The following is a 22,562-nucleotide window of genomic DNA, read 5'->3' as shown; positions in this document are numbered from 1 at the left end:
ACTAAATGTTCATAATAACACTATCTAGCGGAACGGAATTTGCCAACTAAAAAGTGAACATGCGGACATTTTTTGCCAAAGTTTTTTGGCCAATGATTCTTCTGGGAAAAGGGTGCCCTCGTGGCCTATCTCTTGGCTTCGTCGTAGATGGCCTTGACCGACGGGCGCATAAGCACGATGAGCGTTATTGCGCCCAAGGCGGTGCCGATGGGAAAGGCCACGCAGTTGATGCAGGCGACGACGAAGGAGAAATTGTATCCCCGCCGTCGCTTGAGCTGGCGGCCGGAGAGGATGAGCGAAATCGCCAAGGCCTGGCCCAACAGGAAGAAGACCAGTCCAGCGATGAAGAAGAACCAGCCAAACAGTTCTGGTGGAAACGGAAAGCCCTCCGGGTGCTTTTGCAGCTCTTCGGCCATCGGGTTGCCTCCGATAATGAAGCTCAGGCCGACAACCATGTGAATCAGCGGCATGCAGGCAAACAGCACACCGATGCCGCCAATGGCGTAGTGTGCGATGGCCAGCGAATTGAGATGGGATTCATCTTGCGAGGCAGGCAGGGCTGGAGGCGTCTGTTGCATAAACTGTAGCGACTATTAATGTATACGGAGATGCTGTCATTATTTTAATGGCTGATCTACACCTCCCGAATCGCGTCGACTTCGGCGAGGATGTCGCGGACTTTTTCGGCGTCCTTGACGCCATCGACGATGACCGGGCGGTTGCCGGTGGTGGACATGAATAGGCGATGAATGCCGGCCCAGCGCATTAGGTGGTCTTGGGCGACGGAGAAGTCCGTGATCGAGCGAAAGTGAATCTTGCGGTCTTCGTGCTCGGGTATGCTTTGGACGACTTTGAGGAACGGACCCTGGACTTCGATACTGGCGGCGTTGGCCCGGCGCTTGGCGCGCCAGTGGGAGAATAGCAGGTGGAGGATTCCGCCAGTGAGTACACCGCCGATGAAACCAACGACGCCGCCAGCGCCGAGGTAGAGGCAGCACTGTAGAAGCGTGGCTTGGTGAACGCTGTCAAGCCACGCTGAGCCTAGGATGAAGCCTGGCACAATGCCTATTATGCCAAAGAACCAGCCAAAGCCCCAGAGTGAAGCCAACTGGTAATACCGGCGCAGCTTGAGGCGGTCGATTTCAATGGTGAAGTTTTCAGGATAGCGGTCTTTCATGCCGCTATTTTCTCACTTTCGAGGCACGCGTGCTATTGCAATGAAAGGGGGTGTTTATAACGCGGCGCGGCGGGCTGGGTGATGTTGGCTCGCGGTGGATGCATCCCGTAGCAAACGCCCGTTATCCCTAATGGGTAGTTCCATCCTGCTGGGCCTACATTAATAGATGTGACTGCGAACTGGGTTGATCCGCGCTACCTTTGCAACTAAGCTGCATCCTTACTGAATCCAGCTGATGTCGTGGATCACAAACTGCGGCTTGCCCTGGTATTCGCCAAGCTGGCCGATGAAGCGGAATTCGCTGTCGACTTGTTGCTCGCCGAGGCGGGCTTTGACTTCGATCACCGGCGAGTAGAGTTCGTACTCGTGGCCGTTGACGTTGATCGTGCTCGGGCGGTTGTTGGTGTAAACGCCGGTGACTGCGTAGACCTCGCCCATGTTCTTGGAAAGGGTTTCCGCCTTTTGATTCACTAAGCCGCTGAACTCCATGACGTTGTCGAAATCCAGGGTGGTGTAATCGACCGTCGGCACGGAGTTAGGGGCGTTGGCCCTCAGGTTGGAGGGCTTATCAAAAAGTGGCTCCGGGTCCGTGGAAAGCGTGATCGCGATGGGGTAGTGGTCGGAAAAACCGCCGCCGGTCTCGCCCATGAAGTGCCAGGATTGCGGCTCATGCCAGGGGCCGTGCGAGTTGAGCCCGGGCACAGCGATGACGCGGAATGAGTTGTCCACGTAGTGCAGCCCCTGGCCGTTATAGAGGCCGGGCGTGATGAGGATTTCCATCAGCGTGCCCCAGTAGCCGCGGTAAAGTTCGCTGCCGCGCTGGTCCTCGGGGAGCTCAAACCAGAGGTTGTAGAGTGCGGCTTTGCCGTCGCGCGTGGCCTTTTCATTGCCCTGGGAGCCAAGCTCAGCAATGGAAAATTCCTGGACATGGCTCCAGCGATCCGGGTGCTCCTTGGGAAAGTGTTCAGGGGCGTTGTAGTAGGTATTCAGATCACCGCCGATGAGGACGTCCGCCTGCGGGTTTCTCGCCAGGACTGCCTCGACGGCGGCGCGGAGGTCACGGGCGTTTTGCACACGCTTGGGCTCGGTTCGGGGGCTGGAGGCACCGCTTTTCCAGTGGTTGTTAAACACGATCAGCTCGCTGCCATCGACGTCGATGCCGACTTCCTGAATCACGCGCGCGCTGGGCGTGGGATGATCTTTTTCGTAGGTGATCGGAAATTTCGTGAAGACGACGTTGGTGTGCGCGGGGGAGTCCTCAAACGGTGTCAACGGGGCAGGCAGGGCGACGTGGTAGCCCTTTAGGCCGTGGTCCTCGAAATACTTCAAGATGAGCGCATCGACGGGGAGGCCTTTGACGGTGTCGTCGAACTGCTCGGTCAGCATCAGGTCGACCGTGGTGTCTTTATAATACTCCAGAAAGGTGGCGTAGTTTGGCACGGTGCTCTCCGGGGTGCGGTCGAGCTCAAACTCTTGGAAGAGAATGATTTCCGGGCCCTCACCGTTGTTGAAACGTTGCAAGACCTTGGTGATGTTCTGGATCTTGGTCAGTGTCTTGCGCGGGCTGTAGGGGGCGGGGTTGTTGTCGTTGTCGGGCTGATAATCGCCGTAGAGCGCCACGCCGTCGGCGTCGAAGAGGTTCTCGACGTTGTAAACAACGAGCGTCAATTGGCGTCCTTGGAGGGGAGCGAGCGTGATTAGCAAGCAAACAAGCGCGTAAAAGCAGCGTAACATGATGGTTTCCTTAGCTAGGTTCATTCCTGAATTCAAGCGATGCAGTTTTAAATTTGGGTTACGGTGTTTGACCTGCGCGCGATTTAGCGCATCTTATGCGTTGTGAAAGTAATTACTGCACCTAGTGCCGGCTTCTGCTGGGGAGTTGAACGCGCCATCGATATTGCCCGTAAAAACACGGGCGAGGATCGTCGCGTCTACACCGATGGCCCACTAATCCATAATCGTCAAATGATGGAACAACTTGAGGGCGAAGGCATCCGCGAGGTGGGGGACTACCAGAGCCAGTCGCCGCTGGAGCTGGAAAATCAGACCGGCGACGTGATGGTCGTGCGCGCACATGGGGTCTCCCCCGAGCGCCGGACCTACCTGAAAAACCTCGGCATGACTTTTAAGGACGCGACCTGCCCGGACGTGGGCATCATCGCAGGCAAGGTGAAGCTCCACGCGCGCAAGGGCTACCAGGTGGTCATTTTTGGCGACCCCAAGCACCCGGAAGTGATCGGCATCCTCGGCTACGCCACGAGCGGCGGCCACGTGGTGAGCAACCCGGAAGACATCGCCGCGCTGCCCGACCTGGGCGAAGAAGTGTGCATGGTCTCGCAGTCGACGATGTTTGTGGATGAGTTTCAGAAGCTGGCCAGCCTGCTGGTCCAGCGTTTCCCGAAGGCGGTGATCATCAACACGATCTGCGGCGCCACCCGCGAGCGTCAGGACGATATTTACACGCTGATCAACCAAGGCGTCGAGGCCATCGTGGTCGTCGGCGGCCGCCACTCGGCAAACACGATCAAGCTCGCCTCGTTGGTCGAGAAAAACGGCCTGCCAGCATTCCATGTCGAGTCGCCGGAAGAGTTGGACGTGAGCTGTCTGAAGCAATACGCCAAAATCGGCCTCACCGCCGGCGCCTCAACCCCCGGCTACCTGATCGACGCCGTCCGCGAAAAGCTGGAAGCGGAGTAGAGGGGGGCGCTGTCCAAATTGGCAAACTCGCTTTACGGAGTTTGGACGATTTCTAGGACTTTTACTTCTTTAACCGGGTGATCAGGGTAGTAAGTGATCGCGTAATCTCGAACGATCTTGCAGTAGACTATTCGTCCCTCCCGATCAGTCTCCGGAAAATCCCCTTCATCGAAGGGGTTATCTGAAAGGTAATCGATATACTTTTCGATTGCCCGTTTGCGATACCCACGAAGAGTCTTCAATAAATCGTGGACAGGCCGCTTCAAGAAAATGGCGTATGGCTCCGACATCTATTGGTCGGCATCCGGTGTCCAACGGACAAAATCTTCGCCATCAATTAGTTCCGCCAGTTGATCCTTCCTTTCGGGGTCACGGGCGCGGCGCAGTTGTAGGATCAATGCCGCAACTTCATCCAAGTCCGCTGCTTGTAAGGCTTTGATTTCCTCTTTGATTTCAACCAAACTCATATCCTTAGCATAGTTATTCAGTGCCGATTTTCAAACTTTCATTTTCCTAACGCTGAACTCAGGAATGGGGAGCTTGCTCGCCATTTCCTGAAGTGGCTTCTTGTGGTTTATCATCTGGAGTGGTAAGTGAGTTTAGAAATGTTGTGAATCTATCGCAGACAAAAATACACCCATCATCTCCTCCGATCTCATGGAACCAGTATACTATGCTTGGTTCTTCTTTGTTCTCTCGGTAGTCGAAGCATATCCAATTCCCACCGCCATCTTCACCAAACGGAATTATCTTTTCACTTAATTCGTGTTCATTCCATGCGCTCAAAGATGACCAAATAGTTTCTCTGTCCCATGGGCTTAAGGACAACCAGATACCCATGGAACCGCCATATTCTGAGCCAGGTATGGGGAAATCAACATCGCCATATGCTCCGTTGAACTCCCTTATTACTTTTTTATATTCTTCAGGGAAAGATACACCGATAAGGTTCTCAGCTCCCTCGATCTGAGTTTCGGTAATCGGTGATTCGGATTTGTCGAAACCTTTCATAACCTTTTTACCATAACAGTATTTTTTGAAATTCATTTGTAGGACATAGACAAAAAAAGCTACCCAGCGAGATGGGGATCAGAGACTGAACCATCTTCGCTATGCCATACTACTATTGAATGTTCTTCAAAAAAGCCCCCATCATCAAAAAACATTTCCGCTAAACCTCCCTTTGAGAGATTGATTGTTGCTCCCTGTGGAACGATTGCGTCCATCAGCATCTCTCTAGTTATTGGATCTTCATTTTCGTCCAGCCAGCTTTCATTTTTCAAAGGAACCATTTTTTCCGCAATAAGCAAGTGGGCCTCAGCCATAACACTCTCAATCCGATTACAGAATTTCCTTAATTCAGAGATGAAGTCTTCCATCCTCTCGAACTCATCACAACTCAGGCTCACTTCGACCTTCCCGTATTTTGTATCCAGCAAAACATCATACCAATTTAAGTCGGGATTGTAAATCAACGGACCTAGTTCTTTGTCAAAATATTTTCCTTCTTTCTTCATTTCAACAGTATTTTTTAAGTGACGCGAACGTTCATTGAACAAGGAGAGTAATCTGAGGGTGAGGCAGATTGAATGAAAGCGGTGTCGTGGATAGCGATGCTTGGCGGGATACGGGTTATGGCACGGGAGGGTGGCTGGTCGCTCCTTCCAACGTGGTAAAGTACTTTACTGTCGTTATCGGCAAAGATGACAAGGGTAAAGTAATTGCATTCAATGAATTTTACATGGGCGGAAGGTGTGGCCGCCTTAGATTGCTGTTGAGGCAAGCCACTGGGGGTTCGGGACCCAACCCTCCCCAGGGTTTCGACACGAACAAGCTAAGGGTTGTGACCAAACCCTTAGTAGGGTTGGGTCGAAGCGTCGGCGAAGTGTCGGGGACTTCGGTAGGGCGTCCATTTTCTCGGCGCGGACCGGGGAGAGGTCGGGGATGTTCCTTTCGAACTTAATATTGGCGTTCAGCAGCGCGATCGAGAACAGGGCGACTAACTAAGGTAGGGGCCGGTCGCCGCAACTTTTTGGGCAAAAGTGTAGGAGGGTTTCAGCGCTTGGGCTCCTGAGGTTATTCACAGTCGGATGTGAAAAACTTCTTGGGCGCTGGTTGACGTTTTTCTTGAAGGGCAGGGGGGCTTTCACAATGTTGATCCGATGGCTGATACCAAGAGGAAGTCGCGACCGTTCGAGAAGCGCGATAAGCTAGATTTTGACCATTATTCCGGCGATCGGATTATCCCGCACGACTTGCGCCTCGAGCAGGCGCTCTTGGGCTGTGTGCTGCTGGAAGGCGGTGCCGACACCATGGCTCAGTGCATTCAGGAAAAGCTCCGTCCGGAGTGTTTCTACAGCCCGAAGCATCAGCTGATGTTCGAGGTGATGACCGAGCTCTACAACAACTCGACCCCGATTGACGAAGTCATCCTGCGCGACGAGCTCACCCGCACCAAGCGTTTTGAGGAAATCGGCGGCGACGCCTACCTGTTTGAGGTCACCGACCAGATCAGCACCACGGCGCACCTGCCGCACTACATCGACCGCATCAAGGAATACCACCTGCTGCGCGAGCTGATCCGCTTCTCCAACCGCACCATCGAGGGTGTGTTTGAGAACCCGGACGACGTCACGGCCTTCATTGAGGACGTCGAGCAGAGCATTTACAAGATCAGTGAAGACCGCATTTCGGACGCCGCTCAGCCGGTCGAGAAGACCGTCGACGACGCGATGCGGATGATCTACCAGATGTATGAAAACCGCGGTGAAATCACCGGCACGACCACGGGCTTCATCGACCTGGACAAGATGACCACGGGCTGGCATCCTGCGGAAATGATCGTTGTCGCCGCCCGTCCTTCGATGGGTAAAACATCGATTGCGCTGAACATGGTCGAGGGCGCGTTGTTCCCCCGCGTAGGTGAGGCGGCGCCGACACTGGTCTTCTCGCTGGAAATGCCCTCCGAGCAGCTGGCTGTCCGTATGCTTTGCAGCCGCGCCCGCGTCAACATGTCGAAGCTGCGCGAGGGCTTTTTGCCCAAGGAGAAGCAGCAGGACCTCGTGAAGGTCGCGCAGGAGCTCAAGCAGGCGCCTTTGTTCATCGACGACAGCTCGGGTCTGACGATTTTGGAAATCCGCGCCAAGGCCCGCCGACTTTCGAATCAGGTCAAGCTCGGTCTGGTGATGGTCGACTACCTGCAGCTTGTGGCCGGCGACAACAACATCCCGCGCGAGCAGCAGATTGCGGAAATTTCCCGCGGCATGAAGGGCATGGCGAAGGAACTCGGCGTCCCGGTCATCGTGCTCGCGCAGCTCAATCGTGAGAGTGAAAAAGAGAAGCGCCAGCCCCGAATGAGCGACCTTCGTGAGTCCGGATCGATCGAGCAGGACGCAGACGTAATTTTGCTAATATCCAAGCCAAGAGAGTTTGATGAACAGGAAGACCTTGCCAGTGACGCGGTTGCACGCGATTTAATCATTGCCAAGCAACGCAATGGGCCGGTAGGAACCGTGCCTTTAATGTTCACAAAGAACCTGACGCGCTTTGAAAACTACACGCCACAACCTGCTTGACTGGACGGTCAAGGCATTCCTGTTTCTCACTTTGCTTCTCGCGCCCCAGTCTGGCTGGGCGCAGGAAACAACAGGCTCCGGGCCGATTGTCGAAAAAATCGATATCCAGTTCGAGGGCTTCAAAAACGTAAGCGAACAGAATGTTTTTGCTCACATTCAGCAGCGGGTGGGTACGCCCTACGCTGAAGCGCAGATCGATAAATCCGTTCGATCGCTCTACCAGAGCGGACTTTTCGAATTCATTGAGGCGCGCCGCACGACGCTCCCCAGCGGCAACTACGAGGTAATCTTCGTCGTGGTGCCGAAATATCGCGTGACTAAGGTCGTTTACGAGGGCCTCAAGGGCACTGACCCCGGTGACTTCGAGGACGATGTCAAAACCGCTGAGGGCCTTCCGCTGGACGAAGTACAGGTCAAGCGCGATTCCACCAAGATCTTCGACATCTTGCAGGAAGACGGCTACACCAACGCCAAGGTCAGCTACCGCATCGACCGCAATGAGCAACTAGGCACGGCCGAAGTGATTTTCGTGGTCGACGAGGGCGATAAGCTCGACATCGACAACATCGAGTTCGTCGGCAACGAGCACTACAGCTCCGGCGATTTGCGCGACCTGATGGAGACCGAGGAATACTTCTGGCTTTGGTCCTGGCTGATCGGTGGTGGTCGTTTGCAGGAAGAAACGTTCCAGAACGACTTGGAAAAGCTCCGCGACTTTTATAAGAACGAAGGCTATCTGGACGTCGAAATTCCGGAATCCGAAGTGGTGCTGGAATACCCATCGGAAGGTGAAATGAACATCGTCATCACCATTCACGAGGGCCGCCGCTACTACGTGGGCGACATCGCTTTCAAGGGGAACGAGCTTTTCACCACTGAGCGCCTCGAAAGCATTCTGGCGACGCAGCCCGGCAATTATTTCTCGCCGAAGCAAGTCGACCAGGACGTTGAACTGCTGAAAGATTTTTATGGTCAGATTGGTTACCTCGACACCTTTGTCCGAATTGAGCGCCTGCCCAATGTGGAAGAAGGCACGATTGATATGACCTTCGTGGTCACTGAAGGAGAACAATTCTACGTGGAAACGATCACCCTTCAGGGCAACACCAAGACCCGCAACAACGTGATCATCCGCGAATTGGCCCTTGCGCCTGGCGACGTGTTTGACCTGGTTCGCATGAAGGCCAGCCAGGCCCGCCTCGAAAACACCCGCTTCTTCGAGTCCGTGAACTTGGCCCCCGAGGCCACGAACCTGCCGAATCGCCGCAACCTGCGCGTAACCGTCAAGGAAGGCAGCACGGGTAACTTGACCTTCGGCGCGGGCTTTAGCTCGGTCGAGTCGGTAGTTGCCTTCGCGGAATTGACCCAGAGCAACTTCGATATTCTGAACTACCGCTCGATGTTCCAGGGTGGCGGTCAGAAGTTCCGCTTGCGTCTGTCCATCGGTCTGGAGTCCAACGAAGTCCTGCTCTCCTTTGAAGAGCCGTGGGTTTACCAGCGTGAGTTGGCTGCCGGTTTCAACCTCTACCGCACCGAGTCAGACTACCTCTCCAGCAATTACAACGAATTGCGCATGGGCATCGAGCTCTACCTGCGCAAGCGCCTCTTCGAGCTCGTGGAAGGCCGCCTGTCCTACACGATTGAAAACATCGACATCAAAGACGTGAATCCTTTCGCCTCGCCGGTGATTCAGCAGGAAGAGGGCAATACCCTCACGTCCAAAGTTGGCTTCGGGCTCTTGCGTGATACCCGTAACAACTTGCTTTGGACTACGAGCGGCAGCCGCTTGCAGTACATTTCCGAACTCGCGGGCACCGGCTTCGGTGGGGACACGAATTATGTGCGTCAGGAAGTGCGCGCCACGAAATACTTCCCGACCTTTGACCTGTTCGACCAAACGATCCGCTTGCATGGACGCACCGGCACGGTCATCCCCACCAAGCGCGAGACCGGCACCTTCTATAACCAGCGTGCACAGCAAACGGAGACTTTCGACGACGGTGTGCCCTTCTTCGACAAATACTTCCTCGGTGGACCTTACACGTTGCGCGGCTTCGACTACCGCGAAGTTGGCCCGAAGGACCCGTATTCCGGTGAGCCATTGGGTGGGGACACTATGGCGATGGTCCAGGTGGAATACATCTTCCGCTTTATCGAGCAGCTTGGCTTCAAGGTCTTCTATGACGGTGGTTTTGTGAACGCCGATGCTGGCGATTGGGCACCGAATCAACCCATTACCAACAGCGGGCAAGTTTACAACAGCTCTACCGGTAATCGCGATACTTACACCGCAACATCCGGTGGTTGGAATGACGACGTAGGCTTTGGTCTGATCATCATGCTCCTCGGCTCGCCGCTCAATCTGGACCTCGCATGGCCGATTCACACCGACAAGTTTAATGATCAAACTGGTCCGGTCTTTAACTTTTCCTTCGGAACGGTTTTCTAATCCTCTTGTCTGCAATAGGCAGTTCTGATACCTCGAACGTCATTGATTAAATCAATTTAGCAATACGCCCTAGTATATACACATCCTAACTATGAGAAAAATCCTGATCACCCTCCTCGCAATGTGCGCCATGAGCGTTGCCTTTGCGCAGAATTCTCCGGTCATCCTTACGGTCAACGTCGCCAAGCTTTACGACGGTTACTGGAAGGCCAAGGAAGCCGAAGCCAAGTTCCAAAGCTCCATTGAAAACGCCCAGCAGGAGATCCAAACCATGATCGCGGACGGGATGAAGCTGACCGAGGAACTGCAGGAGCTACAGGCCGAGTCCTCCAGCCCTGCAATCTCCGAAGAGCGTAAGAAGGAAATCGCCAAGGAAGCGCAGACCATGATCCAGACGATTCAGCAGAAGGAGCGCGATGTAAACCAGTTCCGTCAGACTACGGACCGCCAGCTTCAGCAGCGCCGTCAGGCCATCACCGAGCTCCACCTCTCCGACATCCAGGCTGTAGTGACGGAAGTGGCCGAGGGCAAGGGCGCGGACCTCGTGCTCAACACTCAAGGCTTGGCCGTGGTTTACTCCAATGAGTCCATGGACATCACCGACGAGGTGCTGACCAAGCTCAACGCCGACAAGCCCTAAGCGCTTTTCATCGTTCATTTTAGCAGCCCCGGTAGACCCACGTCACCGGGGCTTTTTTTGCCCTCATTTTGACGGTCAACACGAATAAATGTTCGCCATGCGCGGCTGGCTTCTTGAATCTGGCCCCACGATGAAAATCGCTTTTTCCGTAGAGCAAATTCAGAAATTGAGCGAGGCTGAGGCCGTCGAAGGCAACTTCGCAGGCGTCATATCCAGCATCGCCGCCCTGAAGGAAGCCGCCGCTGGCGATCTCTCCTTTTTGGGTAACAAAAAATACACCCCGGACGTCAAGGTCTCCCAGGCCAGCGTCATCTTGATCCCCACCGATTTCGAGGGCGCCCCGCAGGACGGTCAGTGCTTTGTGCGCGTGAACAATCCCTCCTGGGCTCTGGCGCGTATTTGCGCCGCCATCGAGGCTGAGATGTGGCCGCGCCCGGCACCGGGCATCCACCCGAGTGCGGTGGTTGACGCGTCGGCTGAGATTGATCCGACAGCCTACATTGGCCCGACATGCGTGGTCGAGGCGGGAGCCAAGATCGGCGCTGGCGCATGGCTACAAGCGCAAGCTTATATCGGTCGCGATGTGGTGGTCGGCGAGAAAAGTTGGCTGCACCCGCATGTTTCCATTTACGCCGGCAGCGTCCTGGGCGACCGCGTGCTCCTGCATTCGGGTGTGGTGATTGGCGCCGATGGGTTTGGCTACGAAAGCCAGACCGGCGTGCACGAAAAGGTGCCGCAGATCGGCAATGTCGTCATTGAGAACGATGTTGAGATCGGCTCGAATTCCACGGTCGACCGCGCGCGTTTTGACTGCACGCGGATCTGCGAAGGCGCCAAGATAGACAACCTCGTTCAGATCGGCCACAACTGCCAAATTGGCCCTCATTGCTTGCTCGTGTCGCAGGTCGGCGTATCCGGCAGCACGATTCTCGACCACCATGTGGTGTTGGCCGGGCAGGCGGGCATCGCGGGGCACTTGAAGCTCGCCGCCGGCACTGTGATCGGCGCGCAGGGTGGACTCCATTTCGATACCGAACCCGGCAAATACTACCGCGGCACGCCGGCGCTTGAATCTTCTTTGGCTAACAAAATTCACGTGCTCTCCAAGCGCCTGCCGGACCTCTTTAAGCGGGTCAAACAGCTGGAGGATTCTCTGGTTTCTTCGAACTAAGCTTGTCAGAGCATCCTTGCGACAGTGACAGTTATCATTTCGAGAAATACCCGCAGGAGGTTTTTTTCGGAAAGACTCGCCATCCGTCACCTAATTGTTGAATTTCCCACCTCCTTTGACTGATTCCCTCTATCCAGAAACCTCCGGCATGAAAGAACAAGAACTCAAAATCTTTACCGGGAACGCTAATCCCAAGCTGGCTGAAGAAATATGCCAGCACCTGGGTTGCCGCCTCGGTAAGGCAGATGTCACCGCCTTCCCCGACGGTGAATCGTTCGTGCGCATCGATGAAAACATTCGCGGACGCGATGTCTTCCTCGTGCAGCCTACCTGTTGCCCCGCGAACCATCATCTGATGGAGCTCTTGATCATGGTCGACGCCGCCCGCCGCGCTTCGGCCAGCCGCATCACCGTCGTGCTGCCGTTCTTCGGCTATGCGCGTCAGGACCGCAAGGACCAGCCTCGCGTGCCGATTACCGCCAAGCTCGTGGCCAACATGATCGCCGCCGCCGGCGCGCACCGCGTGCTCACGATGGACTTGCACGCCCAGCAAATTCAGGGCTTCTTCGACTTGCCCGTCGACCACCTTTACGCCGCGCCGGTTTTCTCTGATTACCTGCAGCAGCTCAAGCTCGAGAGCGATCTCGTGGTTTACTCGCCCGACGTTGGCGGCATGAAAATGGCCGCTGCTTACGCCGAAATGCTTAAGGCCCCGCTCGGTTTTGTCGCCAAGAAGCGCACCAGCGCGACTTCGGTGGAAGCCACCAGTCTCGTGGGCGATGTGGAAGGCAAGGACGTGCTCCTCGTCGACGACATGACCGAAACCGCCGGCACCCTGATCGCCGCCGCTGAGCTGATCAAAGACCACGGCGCAAATAGCGTCCGTGCAGCAGTCAGTCATGGCGTGCTCAACGAGATCGGCTACAAGCGCCTCAAGGACAAGGCGGGTATTCTGGACGAGTTGATCACCACGAATTCCACGCCGATTGAGTCGCGCGACTTGCCGATCACGGTATTGTCTGTCGCCGAGCTCCTGGGCAAGGCGATCATGCACATCCACAGCAATGAATCCGTCACCAGCCTCTTCGAAATCAAGGGCTTCTAAGGCTTCGATCAGACGCATTTTTTAACCACAGAGGGCACGGAGAAGCGGAGATCAACATCTCTCAACTCCGTGCCCTCTGTGGTTTTGTGCATGGGGTAGGGACGGTTGCCCTCAACCGTCCGGTTTCATTTCTCGCGGTCATGCTTGCGTGGCGGACGGTTGAGGGCAACCGTCCCTACCTTTTCAGTGAGACAAATCTCCGCGCTCTCTGTAGTTCATGGCGTGCTCAACGAGATCGGTTACAGGCGCCTCAAGGACAAAGCTGGCATTCTGGACGAGTTGATCACCACGAATTCCACGCCGATTGAGTCGCGCGACTTGCCGATCACGGTATTGTTGGTCGCCGAGCTCCTCGGCAAGGCGATCATGCACATCCACAGCAACGAATCCGTCACCAGCCTCTTCGAAATCAAGGGCTTCTAAGGCTTCGATCTGACGCATCTTTTTAACCACAGAGGGCACGGAGAAGCGGAGATCAACATCTCTCAACTCCGTGCCCTCTGTGGATTTGCGCATGGGGTAGGGACGGTTGCCCTCAACCGTCCGGTTTCATTTCTCGCGGCCATGCTTGCGTGGCGGACGGTTGAGGGCAACCGTCCCTACCTTTTCAGTGGGACAAATCTCCTCGCTCTCTGTAGTTCATGGCGTGCTTAACGAGATCGGTTACAGGCGCCTCAAGGACAAGGCGGGCATTCTGGACGAGTTGATCACCACGAATTCCACGCCGATTGAGTCGCGCGACTTGCCGATCACGGTGCTGTCCGTCGCCGAGCTCCTCGGCAAGGCGATCATGCACATCCACAGCAACGAATCCGTCACCAGCCTCTTCGAAATCAAGGGCTTCTAAGGCTTCGATCAGACGCATTTTTTAACCACAGAGGGCACGGAGAAGCGGAGATCAACATCTCTCAACTCCGTGCCCTCTGTGGTTTTGTGCATGGGGTAGGGACGGTTGCCCTCAACCGTCCGGTTTCATTTCTCGCGGTCATGCTTGCGTGGCGGACGGTTGAGGGCAACCGTCCCTACCTTTTCAGTAAGACAAATCTGCGTGTTTGCTTTGGTGAAAAAATGCTCCCTGTTTTGGCTTGTGGTTCCATTTGTTTTGGATAATAATGTTCACTGAACGTTTAATCCTTAAATCCACTGCCATCATGCTGAAATACTATCTCGAATCCTTCCAAAACATCGACTCTCAACCCGGCTCATCCAGCCAATACATCGCTCGTGTCAAAGGCGAAGATACCTTGCAGGGCAAGGCCTTGCATCAACGCCTTGCCATGCGCTCTGGCCTGCGCGAACACGAAGTCGCCGCCGTGCTCGCGGCGCTGGGTGACGAGGTCTGCGACAGCCTGCGCGAGGGCCGCCGCGTCAACCTGCAAGGGCTGGCGCAGTTCATTCCCTCGGTGCAGGGAACCTTTGACGACATTAACGAACTCCGCGACGCCAAGCGCCATCAGGTGAAAGTTGGCGTGCGCGTACCGCCGAAGCTGAAGCGGGACATCAACTGCCAGCTGAGCTGGGAGCGCGTCCATGCGCCGGACACCCGTTTGCGCCCGAACGTCACGGCGATCTTCAATGCGCGCCACGAACACGTCACCACGCTCAAGCCGGGTATGCCGCTCAAGGTCTATGGCGCGCGTCTCAAGTTCAACGAGGCCGCGCCCGACGAAGGCGTCTTTCTGGTCCCGCTGGACAAGTTTCCCCACGAGGGCATCCCTTTGCAGGACTTGGTGATGAACACGCCACAATGGCTCATCGCCCAAGCCCCCTACGACTTGCCGCCCGGCGACTACCAGCTCGAAGTCCGCTCCCGCATGCGCGACTGCACCACCTTGGTGGTTGGCGTAGGCCAGCAAGTGTTGTCGGTCGAAACTCAGTCGAGTACTGCGCCAAACCAAGCCGTGGCTTAGATCAACTCCTTAGGCTGTGTTGCTGCTTACGTCCATGGACGTAGCCCATCTACCTCCCGGGACGTAACCTCCCTCCGTCCCCGGACGTAAGCCCGCTACGCCCACGGGCGTAGGGAGTAACAACCGCCCGTGCATTGAGGCAACACACGCCTGGATTCACGGCAACAAGCGGCTAGGTTCGGGTTGAATTCAGTGAATGTATTACGATAGTGCCTTATCTGTCGTATGCGAGAATAGAACCTGGGGCTTGATGGAGTAACCGTAAATCAGTTAATAATTGAGAATTAACTTTTAAATATGATGGTTTGGTTTATATCTTTTTCTAATGGAAAGAAAAGACGCTGAATATATTGCATGGAAGCAGAGACAGGATCACATTAATAATAGATGGTCGCAGCTTTATGAACTCGATAAAGAGTGGGGGAAAGAAGCAATCAAATATCTAATTTTGATGAATTCAGGTGGTGCTGTCGCAACTTTAAGCTTTCTTGGAGCGTCAGCTGATATCAGGGGCACTCTACCTCCGAAGTTAGCGCTTATCTTTTTCTTTGTTGGTCTAGTGTCGAGTGGATGCATGGTGGCTTACGCATATGAAAGTATGAATCGATTATTTAGTCATTGGCAGAAAGATGTAGAGGCTCATTACATGAAAGAGTTGGATTATGCTGACTTGATCAAAAGAGACTCAAGTAGGGTGCCAAGTGGGAAGGTTGATCGAATATTAGGTTATACTGGCCTTACTGCATTTATTCTTGGATTTATCGTGGGTGCTACTGGTTTGTTTTTAACCTGATCCTATAGTGTTGATGTCTAATCTAAATTCGTATGTCAGGTGTATTGGTAGAACAGCAATTTAATTGCTTTGTTAAAGAGTTTGGCGGCACGGTACTAGGCGAGCATGTAGGTAAGTCGCCTTGCTTTTCAAATGCTGATTATTATTTCGAGAAATATAATATTGTTGCTGAACTAAAGACTTTGACTCAGGACAAGTCTGATGATCCTCGCGTTCAAACGAAACTAAATCGATTGTTGGAGCTGTGGATTAAAGATGGCCTAATTCCAGACCCTGGCTATGGAACATTCAAACTTTCAACAAAAGATCTTCCACGACAATGTCAGGATGAAATTTACAAAGTATTTCAGAAGCCAATTCACAGGAGAATTGATAAGGCTAATAAACAGATAAGGCAGACAAAGAAGCATTTAAGTTACCCCTCTGCTAAGGGACTTTTATTGCTGGTTAATGAAGGGAACTACGCGCTTGAGATCGATGCTTTGGCTCATGCAGTAGATAAAATATTAGATAATGGATTCAGCTCTATTGATAATGTTTTGATTTTTACTGTAAATCTAGCTGCATTTATGCATGGGCTAGACCGTAAGGTCCTCGTATGGCTTCCTTGTTATAGGAAAGGTTACGAAGGTATTGATCGCGAGATATTTGATCTCATGCAGATTGGATGGACCAAGCATTTGGAAGGAATTGTTGGTGAGAATATTCCTAAGATTGGACCTATGCCCACTGAGCAATTATCCAATATTCGATACTTCAGAAGGTAATGTTAAATGTTATTTTTTGAGAGCATGCAGACTGCTTAGACATTCAATATACATGATCTACTTTATATTTATTTTCTGCTTGGACTCGTGTCCCGCAGCGCCCCAATCGGCAGTGAGAGCACGTTTTCGGTGATGCCGCTTTGGTTCACAATCTTCGCGGTGAGGGTGGCGGGCTGGGCGTCCCAATCGAGCTCGATCAGGCCGAAGGCGAGGCCGCTGTAGATGGGGCCGGAGCGGTAGTGGTTGTCCTCGCCGGGGAAGTTTTTCCAGTAGTGCGTGAGGCCGCTGGAGGTGACGTCGATCAGCGGGTAAATCGTCTCCGCGTCGCTTTTGATCGAGATCTCGTGCAGGTGGCGATCGCCGCTCAGGAAGACGACGCCGGGTATCTGGTTTTCGCGAATGAAGTTCAGCAGGCCGGCGCGGGAGGGCGGGTAGTTCGCCCACTTTTCATGGAGGTGTTGTTCGGACAGAAATTGGATGCCGGTCACGATAAGGTTGATCTGCGCTTTGCTCGCGAGCAGCTCTTGCTGGAGCCAAGCCCACTGCGCATCGCCGAGGAGGTCGGAGCCAGGCGTCTTGGGCTGGCCGGCGAAGTAGCGGTCGTCGATCAGTATGACACGCACGCGCTTGCCTTCGGGGCCGAAAACATAGCTGCCGTAGATGCCCTCGTGTTGACGGCGTGGATCGTCAGTGGGCGTCTCGTAAAAGTCCAGCGCGAGCACACTGGATTCTGCCTTCATCGGATACCAATGGCCCGCATCGTTGGCGCCGTAGTCGTGGTCGTCCCAAGTGCCGAGGACGGGCGTCGTTTTGCGGAAGGTCGCGTAGTCCGGTTGGTTGAACTGCGCGTCGTATTTCTCCTTGAGGATCGTCATGTCCTCGGTGTCGCCGTAAATGTTGTCGCCAGCCCAAATCCACAGGTCGGGCTGCTGGGCGTCGATTACGGCCCAGAGGGGTTGGGGCAGGTTGTGCTGGTTACATGAGCCGAAGGCAATGGTGGTCAGCGGCGACTCAAAGTCGGTCGGAAACTTCGCCCACAGCGGGGCGCAGGAGAGAAGCAGTAGTAGGCAAGCGCGGCGGTTCATGCCGTTCATTGAAATAAGCATAAACAAATAAGGCAACGCCGATTCAGCGCTGCCTTATGAAATTTGATTTTGCAGGGCGGCGATGAAGGATCATCGCCTTCCACTTCTACGCTTTGCCTCACCGCATTTTCGCAGTGCGAAAATCAATCGGTGCAGCGGGACACTGCCGCTGCCTAGGCGCTCGCCTTCGGGGTTACTAGATTCTCCTTGGCCACGAGTTCTGCGATTTGCACGGCGTTGAGTGCGGCGCCCTTCCAGAGCTGGTCGCCGGAGACCCACAGGGCGAGGCCGTTGTCGAAGGCGGCATCGCGGCGAATGCGGCCCACGCCACACTTTTCCTTGCAGGAGAAATCGATGGGCATCGGGTATTGCTTTTCGGCCGGGTTGTCGACGAGCTCAGCGCCTTCGAAGACGCCGACAACTTCCTGCGCGCGCTTCACGTCGACGGGCTTTTCGAACTCGGCGTTGATCGCGATGGAATGGGCGCGGAGCACCGGCACGCGGACGCAGGTCGTCGAAGCCTTCAGCTCGGGCATGCCCAGAATCTTGCGGGACTCGTTGAGCATCTTGTGCTCTTCCTTGGTGTAGCCGTCGTCGTAGAAGACGTCCACATGCGGGATGAGGTTAAAGGCGATCTGGTGCGGAAATTCGCTGACGGTCAGTTCCTCGCCCTTGGTCCAGGCGTGGAGCTGGTCTTCGAGCTCGGTCATGGCGGCCGCGCCGGCACCGGAAACGGCTTGGTAAGTCGCGGCGAAGAAACGCTTGAGGCCGAACTCGCGGTGCAGCGGGTAGAGTCCCATCAGCGCGACGGCGGTCGAGCAATTGGGGTTGGCAATGATGCCGTTGTGTTCGCGGGCGGCCTCGGGATTGATTTCCGGCACGACGAGCGGCACCTTCGGGTCCATGCGGAAGGCCGAAGAGTTGTCGATCGCGATGCAGCCGCGCTTGGCGGCCTCCGGGCAAAGCTCCTTGGAGAGGGTTCCGCTGGCGCTGAAGATGGCGATGTCCAGAGTTTCGAAAGATTCGGGGGTCGCTTCCTGCACGGTCCAGGATTTGTCCTGCCAGGTGATGGTTTTGCCGGCGGAACGGGCGGACGCCAACAGGACGAGCTCCGACATCGGGAAATGACGACGATGGAGCAGGTCGATCAATTCTTGACCCACGGCGCCAGTTGCGCCGACTATGCCTACACGATAACTCATGGATTCTTCCTCTTATTTTCAGCGCGTGCTCGCAGTGTGCGACGAGCGCCAAGTGAAACCGACCAACCATGCGCTCTACGTCTCGATTGGCGAGCAAAAACTTTGGGCGTGGGAAGAGGGGAAACTGCGCAAAATCTACGCCGTATCGACCTCCCGTAAGCCGCCGAGCTGCGTGGAAAACTCCCTCGGCACGCCAACCGGCCTTCACGTAATCGATGAGAAAATCGGCGACGGCTTGCCTGCCGGCGCGGTGCTCAAAGGCCGCGTGCCGACGGGCGAAAATTGCTACGAGCTCGAAGCCGCGCGCAATGAGGAAAACCTGATTACGACGCGCATTCTCTGGCTGCGTGGTTTGGAAAAGGGCGTCAACGCAGGCCCGGGCGTCGACACGCATGATCGTTATGTCTACCTCCACGGGACGAATCAGGAAGACCGCATCGGCACGCCCAACAGCCACGGCTGCGTGTTGCTGAGCAACGAGGATGTCGTGGAGTTATTCGACGCCACGCCCAGCGGCGCGCTGGTGTTGATTGAGCTGTAGGGAAATGGAGGGCGATGCTCCGTCATCGCCGCCAGCGTTGCGGTAGCACAGGTGTCTAGCCTGTGCTTCTATCTCTCATAAATACACGCGTCGAAACCGTTGGTTAGGGCACAGGCGGGACACCTGTGCTACTAATTACGCCACTCTGGCATGCGGCGATGACGGAGCATCGCCCTCCAGTTGGCGCGCCTCCATCTTCGCCGTTTCTATGTCGCTCAGCATTTGCACGAAGTGCAAATCAATCGATCCAGCGGGACGCTGGCGTCAACTCTGTGAAGGTTAATTGACGCTTGGTGGCTGTTGGCTGGCCATGAGCTCCTTGATGCCGCCGAGCGAGCTGAGGATGCCGGTGGCTTCGTAGGGCATGTAAACCGTCTTCGTGGCGTCGCCTGCAGTCATGGTCTTCAGCGAATCCAGGTAGCGCACGGCGATCAGGTAGCGCGTGGAGTCGGCGTTTTCACCCGAGGTGCCAATGGCTTCGTGGATGCTGCGGATCGCGTTGGACTCGCCCTGGGCCACGAGCTGGCGTGCGTTGGACTCGGCTTCGGCGCGCAGGATTTCGGCCTGGCGGTCGCCCTCGGCGCGGAGGATGGCCGACTCGCGCACGCCTTCAGCTTCGAGGATCGCTGCCTTCTTTTGGCCTTCGGCCTCGAGGATGGCGGCGCGGCGTTGACGCTCGGCGCGCATCTGCTTTTCCATGGCGTCGCGGATGTCTTGCGGCGGGTTGATATCCTGCAACTCGACGCGGTTGACTTTGACGCCCCACTTGTCGGTGGCCTCGTCGAGGATGACGCGGAGCTTCTGGTTGATGTGGTCGCGGGAGGAGAGCGTCTCGTCCAGATCCAGCTCGCCAATCACGTTACGTAAAGTCGTTTGGGCGAGCTTTTCGATGGCGTTCGGCAGGTTGGCAATTTCATAAACAGCTTTCACCGGGTCCGTGATTTGGAAGTAGAGCAGGGCGTTGATTTCGATTGCCACGTTGTCGCGGGTGATCACGTTTTGGCGCGGGAAGTCGTAAACGGTTTCACGCAGGTCGATGCGCTTGACGGTTTGAAATTTCACCTTCGGCTTGCCGGCGACCTCGGTCGTGTAGCGCCAGTTGATGACGCGGACGGTTTCGACAATCGGCCAGATCACGTTGATGCCGGAGGGCAGGGTGCGGTGATAACGGCCCAGGCGTTCGACCACCAGAGTTTCGGATTGGCGCACGAGCGTGACGCCCTTGATTGCCATCGCGATGATGAACAAGGCGACCAGTGATGAGATGATGATGTATTCCATTTTCGTATTCCTGTCTAAAGTTAGTTTTCGGGTAATTGAGCAACGCGCACGGTGGCGCCGCTGACGGCAGTGACCATCACTGCGCTGCCTTCGGCGTGCATCATGTCGCTGACGGCGCGCCAGTGTTCTCCGCCGAGCAGCACGCGGCCACCCTGGTCGGAAACGGTTTCGGTGACGATGGCTTTGCGGCCAATGAGGGCGTCGGTGTTGGTCTTTTCACCGCCAGTCAGGAAGAACGTGCGGTTAAAGAAACGGCGGAAAAAGAGCAGGCCGATCAGGATGGCGATGGTGAAGCCGAAGATCTGCCCGGTGAGTCCGAAGCCGAGCCAGTCGGCGACCATACCTCCGATGCAGCCGATCGCGAGGTAGATGAAAAATACACCCGTGAGGAGTAGTTCGATGATCATCAGCACGATGCCGGCGATCAGCCAATAGAATGCGGGTTCAAGGTTCATTGTATCAGGTTTGGTTTAACTTGATGATACGCCTCCAGCCGCGCACTCGCTATTATAACCGAATCGTCTGTTTGTAATGACTGTCCACAACGCGAAATGTTGGCTTGTCTGCGGATGGGCATTCGCTTTCGGTATCCGCATGAAATCCCTCCTCGTTGTCCTCGGCGTGGCGCTTGCCATGTCCACCTTTGCAAACGCTCAGTCGGAAAAAATCACCAAGGTGAAAACCGATCAGCCCTACGTGGCGTTGACCTTTGATGACGGGCCCAATGGTGAAAACATGGCGGCGATGATGAAGATCCTTGCGGACAACGAGGCGAAGGCGACGTTCTTCCTGATCGGCAAAAATGTGGTGAAGGAGCCGGAGTTGGCCGCAAAAGTTCACGAGCAGGGGCACGAGATCGGCAATCATACCATGACGCATCCGCACCTGACCAAGCTTCCGGCGGAAGAGGTGGATGGCCAAATTGCCGAGACGCAAAAGGTAATTGCGGAAGCAACCGGAGTGACGCCCATTATCTTTCGCGCTCCGTATTTGGATCAGAACAATGAAGTGCTCACAGTCGTTGAGCAATACGGGATGCCCTATGCGATTGGTTCCTCGATCAGTGTTCGTGACTGGCAGAAAGACGTGACCACCGAGAAGATTTACGAGCGTGCCGCCAAGGGCCAAGCGGGCGATGTGATCCTGATGCATTCGTGGTCGGTCCACACGCGCGAGGCGCTGCCCCGCATCATCGAGACGCTCCGCAGCAAGGGGCTTCAGTTCGTGACGGTGTCCGAGCTGCTGGCTGCGCGCACCGATCAGTAGCCTAACGCCGCGCCTTCTTGGCTTCGTGTTCCAGGTAGCGCTGCCGGTATTTTCCGGGCGACAATTTAAAACGGCGGGCAAAGGCGCGGGCAAAGCCATCGGGATCGAGGTAGCCGCAGTGTCGGCTAATGGCTTCGATGGGCGCGGTGGTGTGGCATACGATGTCGCGACCTGCGTTGAGGCGCAGCGCTTGCAGGTGTTTGCCGGGAGACTCGCCCCAGTGTTTAGTCAGTTGGCGCGTCAGGTGTTCGCGGCTAACGCCGGAGGCTTGGGCAACTTCCTCCATAGTGATTGGCTGGTGGAAGCGTCGTTCAATGTATTCTGCGGCGTAGGCGATGGGATCGCGCTCCACTGGTGTGCGGGCCGCTTCGCGGAGCAGTGACGTGAGCAGTTCATAGATGAGCAGCGATTCGTGGTAGGGGTCCTGAAATTGTTTTTCGGTAAAGCGCCGCCGAATTTCGTCCAGCAGACGGGTGGGCTCAGCCTGACGCGGTAGGTGAATTACGCCGCCACTGATCTGGAGGATTTCTTGGAAAAACTCCATGCACTGTGGGCCGTTGATCGCGAGCCAATCGAGTTCATAGGGCCCCTGACTTTCTTCCGCATAGCCATAGTTGGAGTTTTCGCCATGCCAGAACAGCATGGCATAGTTGGCTGGGACGAGAGCTCTTACCCCATCGCGCTCGATGAATCCGCAGCCTCGCAACGTGCGTTGGATACAGAACATTGGAGGTCCGCCGCGGTTACGGTTGTCCCACATGTAGCGCCGGGAGTGGCGGACTTCTTGATCGACCCAGTTGACATGGTAGAGTTCTGGCATTTGGCGAATGGTCACAAAATGCCGGAAAATTGTCAATTTCGACTGCTTGTTAAATTTACCTAAATGCATTGAGCTGGTTTCCA

24 protein-coding genes are annotated in these 22,562 nt (G+C 55.3%); 13 read left to right on the top strand and 11 right to left on the bottom strand.

The features are described 5' to 3' along the window. Positions 1–125: 125 nt before the first annotated feature. From RBB62_RS09035 to RBB62_RS09025, 3 genes are all read right to left on the bottom strand, one after another. Positions 126–578: a hypothetical protein gene (locus RBB62_RS09035; protein WP_309398429.1), complete on the bottom strand. Its 453-nt coding sequence runs from the start codon at positions 576–578 to the stop codon at positions 126–128. A 56-nt stretch (positions 579–634) separates the two neighbouring features. Beyond that, positions 635–1,177 (bottom strand): hypothetical protein, encoded by a 543-nt coding sequence (locus RBB62_RS09030; RefSeq protein WP_309398428.1) that lies wholly within the window; start codon positions 1,175–1,177, stop codon positions 635–637. 219 nt (positions 1,178–1,396) lie between these two features. Then, entirely contained in the window at positions 1,397–2,935 is a 1,539-nt protein-coding gene (locus tag RBB62_RS09025) for an endonuclease/exonuclease/phosphatase family protein (RefSeq protein ID WP_309398427.1), read from the bottom strand. Between the two features lie 78 nt (positions 2,936–3,013). On the opposite strand from RBB62_RS09025, the gene ispH reads away from it, so the two are divergent. Beyond that, positions 3,014–3,874: a 4-hydroxy-3-methylbut-2-enyl diphosphate reductase gene (gene ispH, locus RBB62_RS09020; RefSeq protein ID WP_309398426.1), complete on the top strand. Its 861-nt coding sequence runs from the start codon at positions 3,014–3,016 to the stop codon at positions 3,872–3,874. A gap of 290 nt (positions 3,875–4,164) precedes the next feature. Here the strand turns inward: ispH and RBB62_RS09015 are convergent, their stop codons facing one another. The 3 genes from RBB62_RS09015 to RBB62_RS09005 are packed head-to-tail and all read right to left on the bottom strand — an operon-like array spanning position 4,165 to position 5,391. Next, complete coding sequence (locus RBB62_RS09015) at positions 4,165–4,341, bottom strand: hypothetical protein (RefSeq protein WP_309398425.1); 177 nt, start codon at positions 4,339–4,341, stop codon at positions 4,165–4,167. A 58-nt stretch (positions 4,342–4,399) separates the two neighbouring features. Beyond that, positions 4,400–4,921 (bottom strand): SMI1/KNR4 family protein, encoded by a 522-nt coding sequence (locus RBB62_RS09010; RefSeq protein WP_309398424.1) that lies wholly within the window; start codon positions 4,919–4,921, stop codon positions 4,400–4,402. Between the two features lie 23 nt (positions 4,922–4,944). Beyond that, positions 4,945–5,391 carry a DUF2262 domain-containing protein gene (locus RBB62_RS09005; protein ID WP_309398423.1) on the bottom strand — a complete coding sequence of 149 codons (447 nt, stop codon included), beginning with the start codon at positions 5,389–5,391 and terminating at the stop codon, positions 4,945–4,947. A 645-nt stretch (positions 5,392–6,036) separates the two neighbouring features. Here RBB62_RS09005 and dnaB point away from each other — a divergent pair. From dnaB to RBB62_RS08955, 10 genes are all read left to right on the top strand, one after another. Continuing rightward, entirely contained in the window at positions 6,037–7,449 is a 1,413-nt protein-coding gene (gene dnaB, locus RBB62_RS09000; protein WP_309398422.1) for a replicative DNA helicase, read from the top strand. Beyond that, positions 7,421–9,898: an outer membrane protein assembly factor BamA gene (gene bamA / locus RBB62_RS08995; RefSeq protein WP_309398421.1), complete on the top strand. Its 2,478-nt coding sequence runs from the start codon at positions 7,421–7,423 to the stop codon at positions 9,896–9,898. Before dnaB ends, bamA begins: the two co-directional genes overlap by 29 nt. Positions 9,899–9,989: 91 nt before the next feature. Next, on the top strand, positions 9,990–10,538 hold the full coding sequence (locus tag RBB62_RS08990; protein ID WP_309398420.1) for an OmpH/Skp family outer membrane protein: 549 nt from the start codon (positions 9,990–9,992) through the stop codon (positions 10,536–10,538). A 130-nt stretch (positions 10,539–10,668) separates the two neighbouring features. Continuing rightward, complete coding sequence (gene lpxD / locus RBB62_RS08985; RefSeq protein WP_309398419.1) at positions 10,669–11,709, top strand: UDP-3-O-(3-hydroxymyristoyl)glucosamine N-acyltransferase; 1,041 nt, start codon at positions 10,669–10,671, stop codon at positions 11,707–11,709. A gap of 148 nt (positions 11,710–11,857) precedes the next feature. Then, a complete protein-coding gene (locus RBB62_RS08980) occupies positions 11,858–12,814 on the top strand; it encodes a ribose-phosphate diphosphokinase (RefSeq protein ID WP_309398418.1) in 957 nt (318 codons plus the stop codon). Positions 12,815–13,000: 186 nt separating this feature from the next. Continuing rightward, positions 13,001–13,237, top strand: a complete 237-nt coding sequence (locus RBB62_RS08975) for a hypothetical protein (protein WP_309398417.1) — start codon at positions 13,001–13,003, stop codon at positions 13,235–13,237. A gap of 187 nt (positions 13,238–13,424) precedes the next feature. After that, positions 13,425–13,661 carry a ribose-phosphate diphosphokinase gene (locus RBB62_RS08970; protein ID WP_309398416.1) on the top strand — a complete coding sequence of 79 codons (237 nt, stop codon included), beginning with the start codon at positions 13,425–13,427 and terminating at the stop codon, positions 13,659–13,661. A gap of 304 nt (positions 13,662–13,965) precedes the next feature. Then, a complete protein-coding gene (locus tag RBB62_RS08965) occupies positions 13,966–14,724 on the top strand; it encodes an HU family DNA-binding protein (protein ID WP_309398415.1) in 759 nt (252 codons plus the stop codon). 325 nt (positions 14,725–15,049) lie between these two features. Beyond that, on the top strand, positions 15,050–15,517 hold the full coding sequence (locus RBB62_RS08960; protein ID WP_309398413.1) for a hypothetical protein: 468 nt from the start codon (positions 15,050–15,052) through the stop codon (positions 15,515–15,517). Between the two features lie 32 nt (positions 15,518–15,549). Beyond that, on the top strand, positions 15,550–16,284 hold the full coding sequence (locus RBB62_RS08955) for a hypothetical protein (protein ID WP_309398411.1): 735 nt from the start codon (positions 15,550–15,552) through the stop codon (positions 16,282–16,284). A gap of 68 nt (positions 16,285–16,352) precedes the next feature. Here the strand turns inward: RBB62_RS08955 and RBB62_RS08950 are convergent, their stop codons facing one another. Then, complete coding sequence (locus RBB62_RS08950) at positions 16,353–17,390, bottom strand: alkaline phosphatase D family protein (RefSeq protein ID WP_309398409.1); 1,038 nt, start codon at positions 17,388–17,390, stop codon at positions 16,353–16,355. A gap of 152 nt (positions 17,391–17,542) precedes the next feature. After that, positions 17,543–18,571 (bottom strand): aspartate-semialdehyde dehydrogenase, encoded by a 1,029-nt coding sequence (locus tag RBB62_RS08945; RefSeq protein WP_309398407.1) that lies wholly within the window; start codon positions 18,569–18,571, stop codon positions 17,543–17,545. Here RBB62_RS08945 and RBB62_RS08940 point away from each other — a divergent pair. After that, positions 18,570–19,112 carry a L,D-transpeptidase gene (locus RBB62_RS08940; RefSeq protein ID WP_309398406.1) on the top strand — a complete coding sequence of 181 codons (543 nt, stop codon included), beginning with the start codon at positions 18,570–18,572 and terminating at the stop codon, positions 19,110–19,112. The genes RBB62_RS08945 and RBB62_RS08940 overlap by 2 nt on opposite strands. A gap of 279 nt (positions 19,113–19,391) precedes the next feature. Here RBB62_RS08940 and RBB62_RS08935 read toward each other — a convergent pair whose 3' ends face one another. After that, a complete protein-coding gene (locus RBB62_RS08935; RefSeq protein ID WP_309398405.1) occupies positions 19,392–20,393 on the bottom strand; it encodes an SPFH domain-containing protein in 1,002 nt (333 codons plus the stop codon). Between the two features lie 20 nt (positions 20,394–20,413). Beyond that, positions 20,414–20,848, bottom strand: coding sequence for an NfeD family protein (locus RBB62_RS08930; RefSeq protein ID WP_309398404.1), 435 nt, complete (start codon positions 20,846–20,848; stop codon positions 20,414–20,416). A 139-nt stretch (positions 20,849–20,987) separates the two neighbouring features. Between RBB62_RS08930 and RBB62_RS08925 the strand changes: the two genes are divergently transcribed. Further along, positions 20,988–21,659 carry a polysaccharide deacetylase family protein gene (locus tag RBB62_RS08925; protein WP_309398403.1) on the top strand — a complete coding sequence of 224 codons (672 nt, stop codon included), beginning with the start codon at positions 20,988–20,990 and terminating at the stop codon, positions 21,657–21,659. A 1-nt stretch (position 21,660) separates the two neighbouring features. On the opposite strand, the gene RBB62_RS08920 is transcribed toward RBB62_RS08925, so the two are convergent. After that, positions 21,661–22,479: an AraC family transcriptional regulator gene (locus RBB62_RS08920; protein WP_309398402.1), complete on the bottom strand. Its 819-nt coding sequence runs from the start codon at positions 22,477–22,479 to the stop codon at positions 21,661–21,663. Positions 22,480–22,562: the final 83 nt, after the last annotated feature.

The sequence above is a fragment of the Cerasicoccus maritimus genome, assembly GCA_031296935.1.
Taxonomy (GTDB): Bacteria; Verrucomicrobiota; Verrucomicrobiia; order Opitutales; family Cerasicoccaceae; genus Cerasicoccus; species Cerasicoccus maritimus.
Note: the sequence above shows the minus strand (reverse complement) of the source record. Positions and strands in the feature narration are given on the sequence as shown.

Excerpts from the sequence above, each read along its gene's own strand:
- RBB62_RS09015 (WP_309398425.1), bottom strand. The coding sequence starts at position 4,341 with ATGAGTTTGGTTGAAATCAAAGAGGAAATCAAAGCCTTACAAGCAGCG.
- lpxD (WP_309398419.1), top strand. The coding sequence starts at position 10,669 with ATGAAAATCGCTTTTTCCGTAGAGCAAATTCAGAAATTGAGCGAGGCT.
- RBB62_RS08940 (WP_309398406.1), top strand. The coding sequence starts at position 18,570 with ATGGATTCTTCCTCTTATTTTCAGCGCGTGCTCGCAGTGTGCGACGAG.
- RBB62_RS08960 (WP_309398413.1), top strand. The coding sequence starts at position 15,050 with ATGGAAAGAAAAGACGCTGAATATATTGCATGGAAGCAGAGACAGGAT.
- RBB62_RS08930 (WP_309398404.1), bottom strand. The coding sequence starts at position 20,848 with ATGAACCTTGAACCCGCATTCTATTGGCTGATCGCCGGCATCGTGCTG.
- RBB62_RS08945 (WP_309398407.1), bottom strand. The coding sequence starts at position 18,571 with ATGAGTTATCGTGTAGGCATAGTCGGCGCAACTGGCGCCGTGGGTCAA.
- RBB62_RS08925 (WP_309398403.1), top strand. The coding sequence starts at position 20,988 with ATGAAATCCCTCCTCGTTGTCCTCGGCGTGGCGCTTGCCATGTCCACC.
- RBB62_RS08955 (WP_309398411.1), top strand. The coding sequence starts at position 15,550 with ATGTCAGGTGTATTGGTAGAACAGCAATTTAATTGCTTTGTTAAAGAG.
- dnaB (WP_309398422.1), top strand. The coding sequence starts at position 6,037 with ATGGCTGATACCAAGAGGAAGTCGCGACCGTTCGAGAAGCGCGATAAG.
- RBB62_RS08965 (WP_309398415.1), top strand. The coding sequence starts at position 13,966 with ATGCTGAAATACTATCTCGAATCCTTCCAAAACATCGACTCTCAACCC.
- RBB62_RS08980 (WP_309398418.1), top strand. The coding sequence starts at position 11,858 with ATGAAAGAACAAGAACTCAAAATCTTTACCGGGAACGCTAATCCCAAG.
- RBB62_RS09025 (WP_309398427.1), bottom strand. The coding sequence starts at position 2,935 with ATGAACCTAGCTAAGGAAACCATCATGTTACGCTGCTTTTACGCGCTT.
- RBB62_RS08935 (WP_309398405.1), bottom strand. The coding sequence starts at position 20,393 with ATGGAATACATCATCATCTCATCACTGGTCGCCTTGTTCATCATCGCG.
- RBB62_RS08920 (WP_309398402.1), bottom strand. The coding sequence starts at position 22,479 with ATGCCAGAACTCTACCATGTCAACTGGGTCGATCAAGAAGTCCGCCAC.
- RBB62_RS09035 (WP_309398429.1), bottom strand. The coding sequence starts at position 578 with ATGCAACAGACGCCTCCAGCCCTGCCTGCCTCGCAAGATGAATCCCAT.
- RBB62_RS09005 (WP_309398423.1), bottom strand. The coding sequence starts at position 5,391 with ATGAAGAAAGAAGGAAAATATTTTGACAAAGAACTAGGTCCGTTGATT.
- RBB62_RS09030 (WP_309398428.1), bottom strand. The coding sequence starts at position 1,177 with ATGAAAGACCGCTATCCTGAAAACTTCACCATTGAAATCGACCGCCTC.
- RBB62_RS08950 (WP_309398409.1), bottom strand. The coding sequence starts at position 17,390 with ATGCTTATTTCAATGAACGGCATGAACCGCCGCGCTTGCCTACTACTG.
- RBB62_RS09010 (WP_309398424.1), bottom strand. The coding sequence starts at position 4,921 with ATGAATTTCAAAAAATACTGTTATGGTAAAAAGGTTATGAAAGGTTTC.
- RBB62_RS08990 (WP_309398420.1), top strand. The coding sequence starts at position 9,990 with ATGAGAAAAATCCTGATCACCCTCCTCGCAATGTGCGCCATGAGCGTT.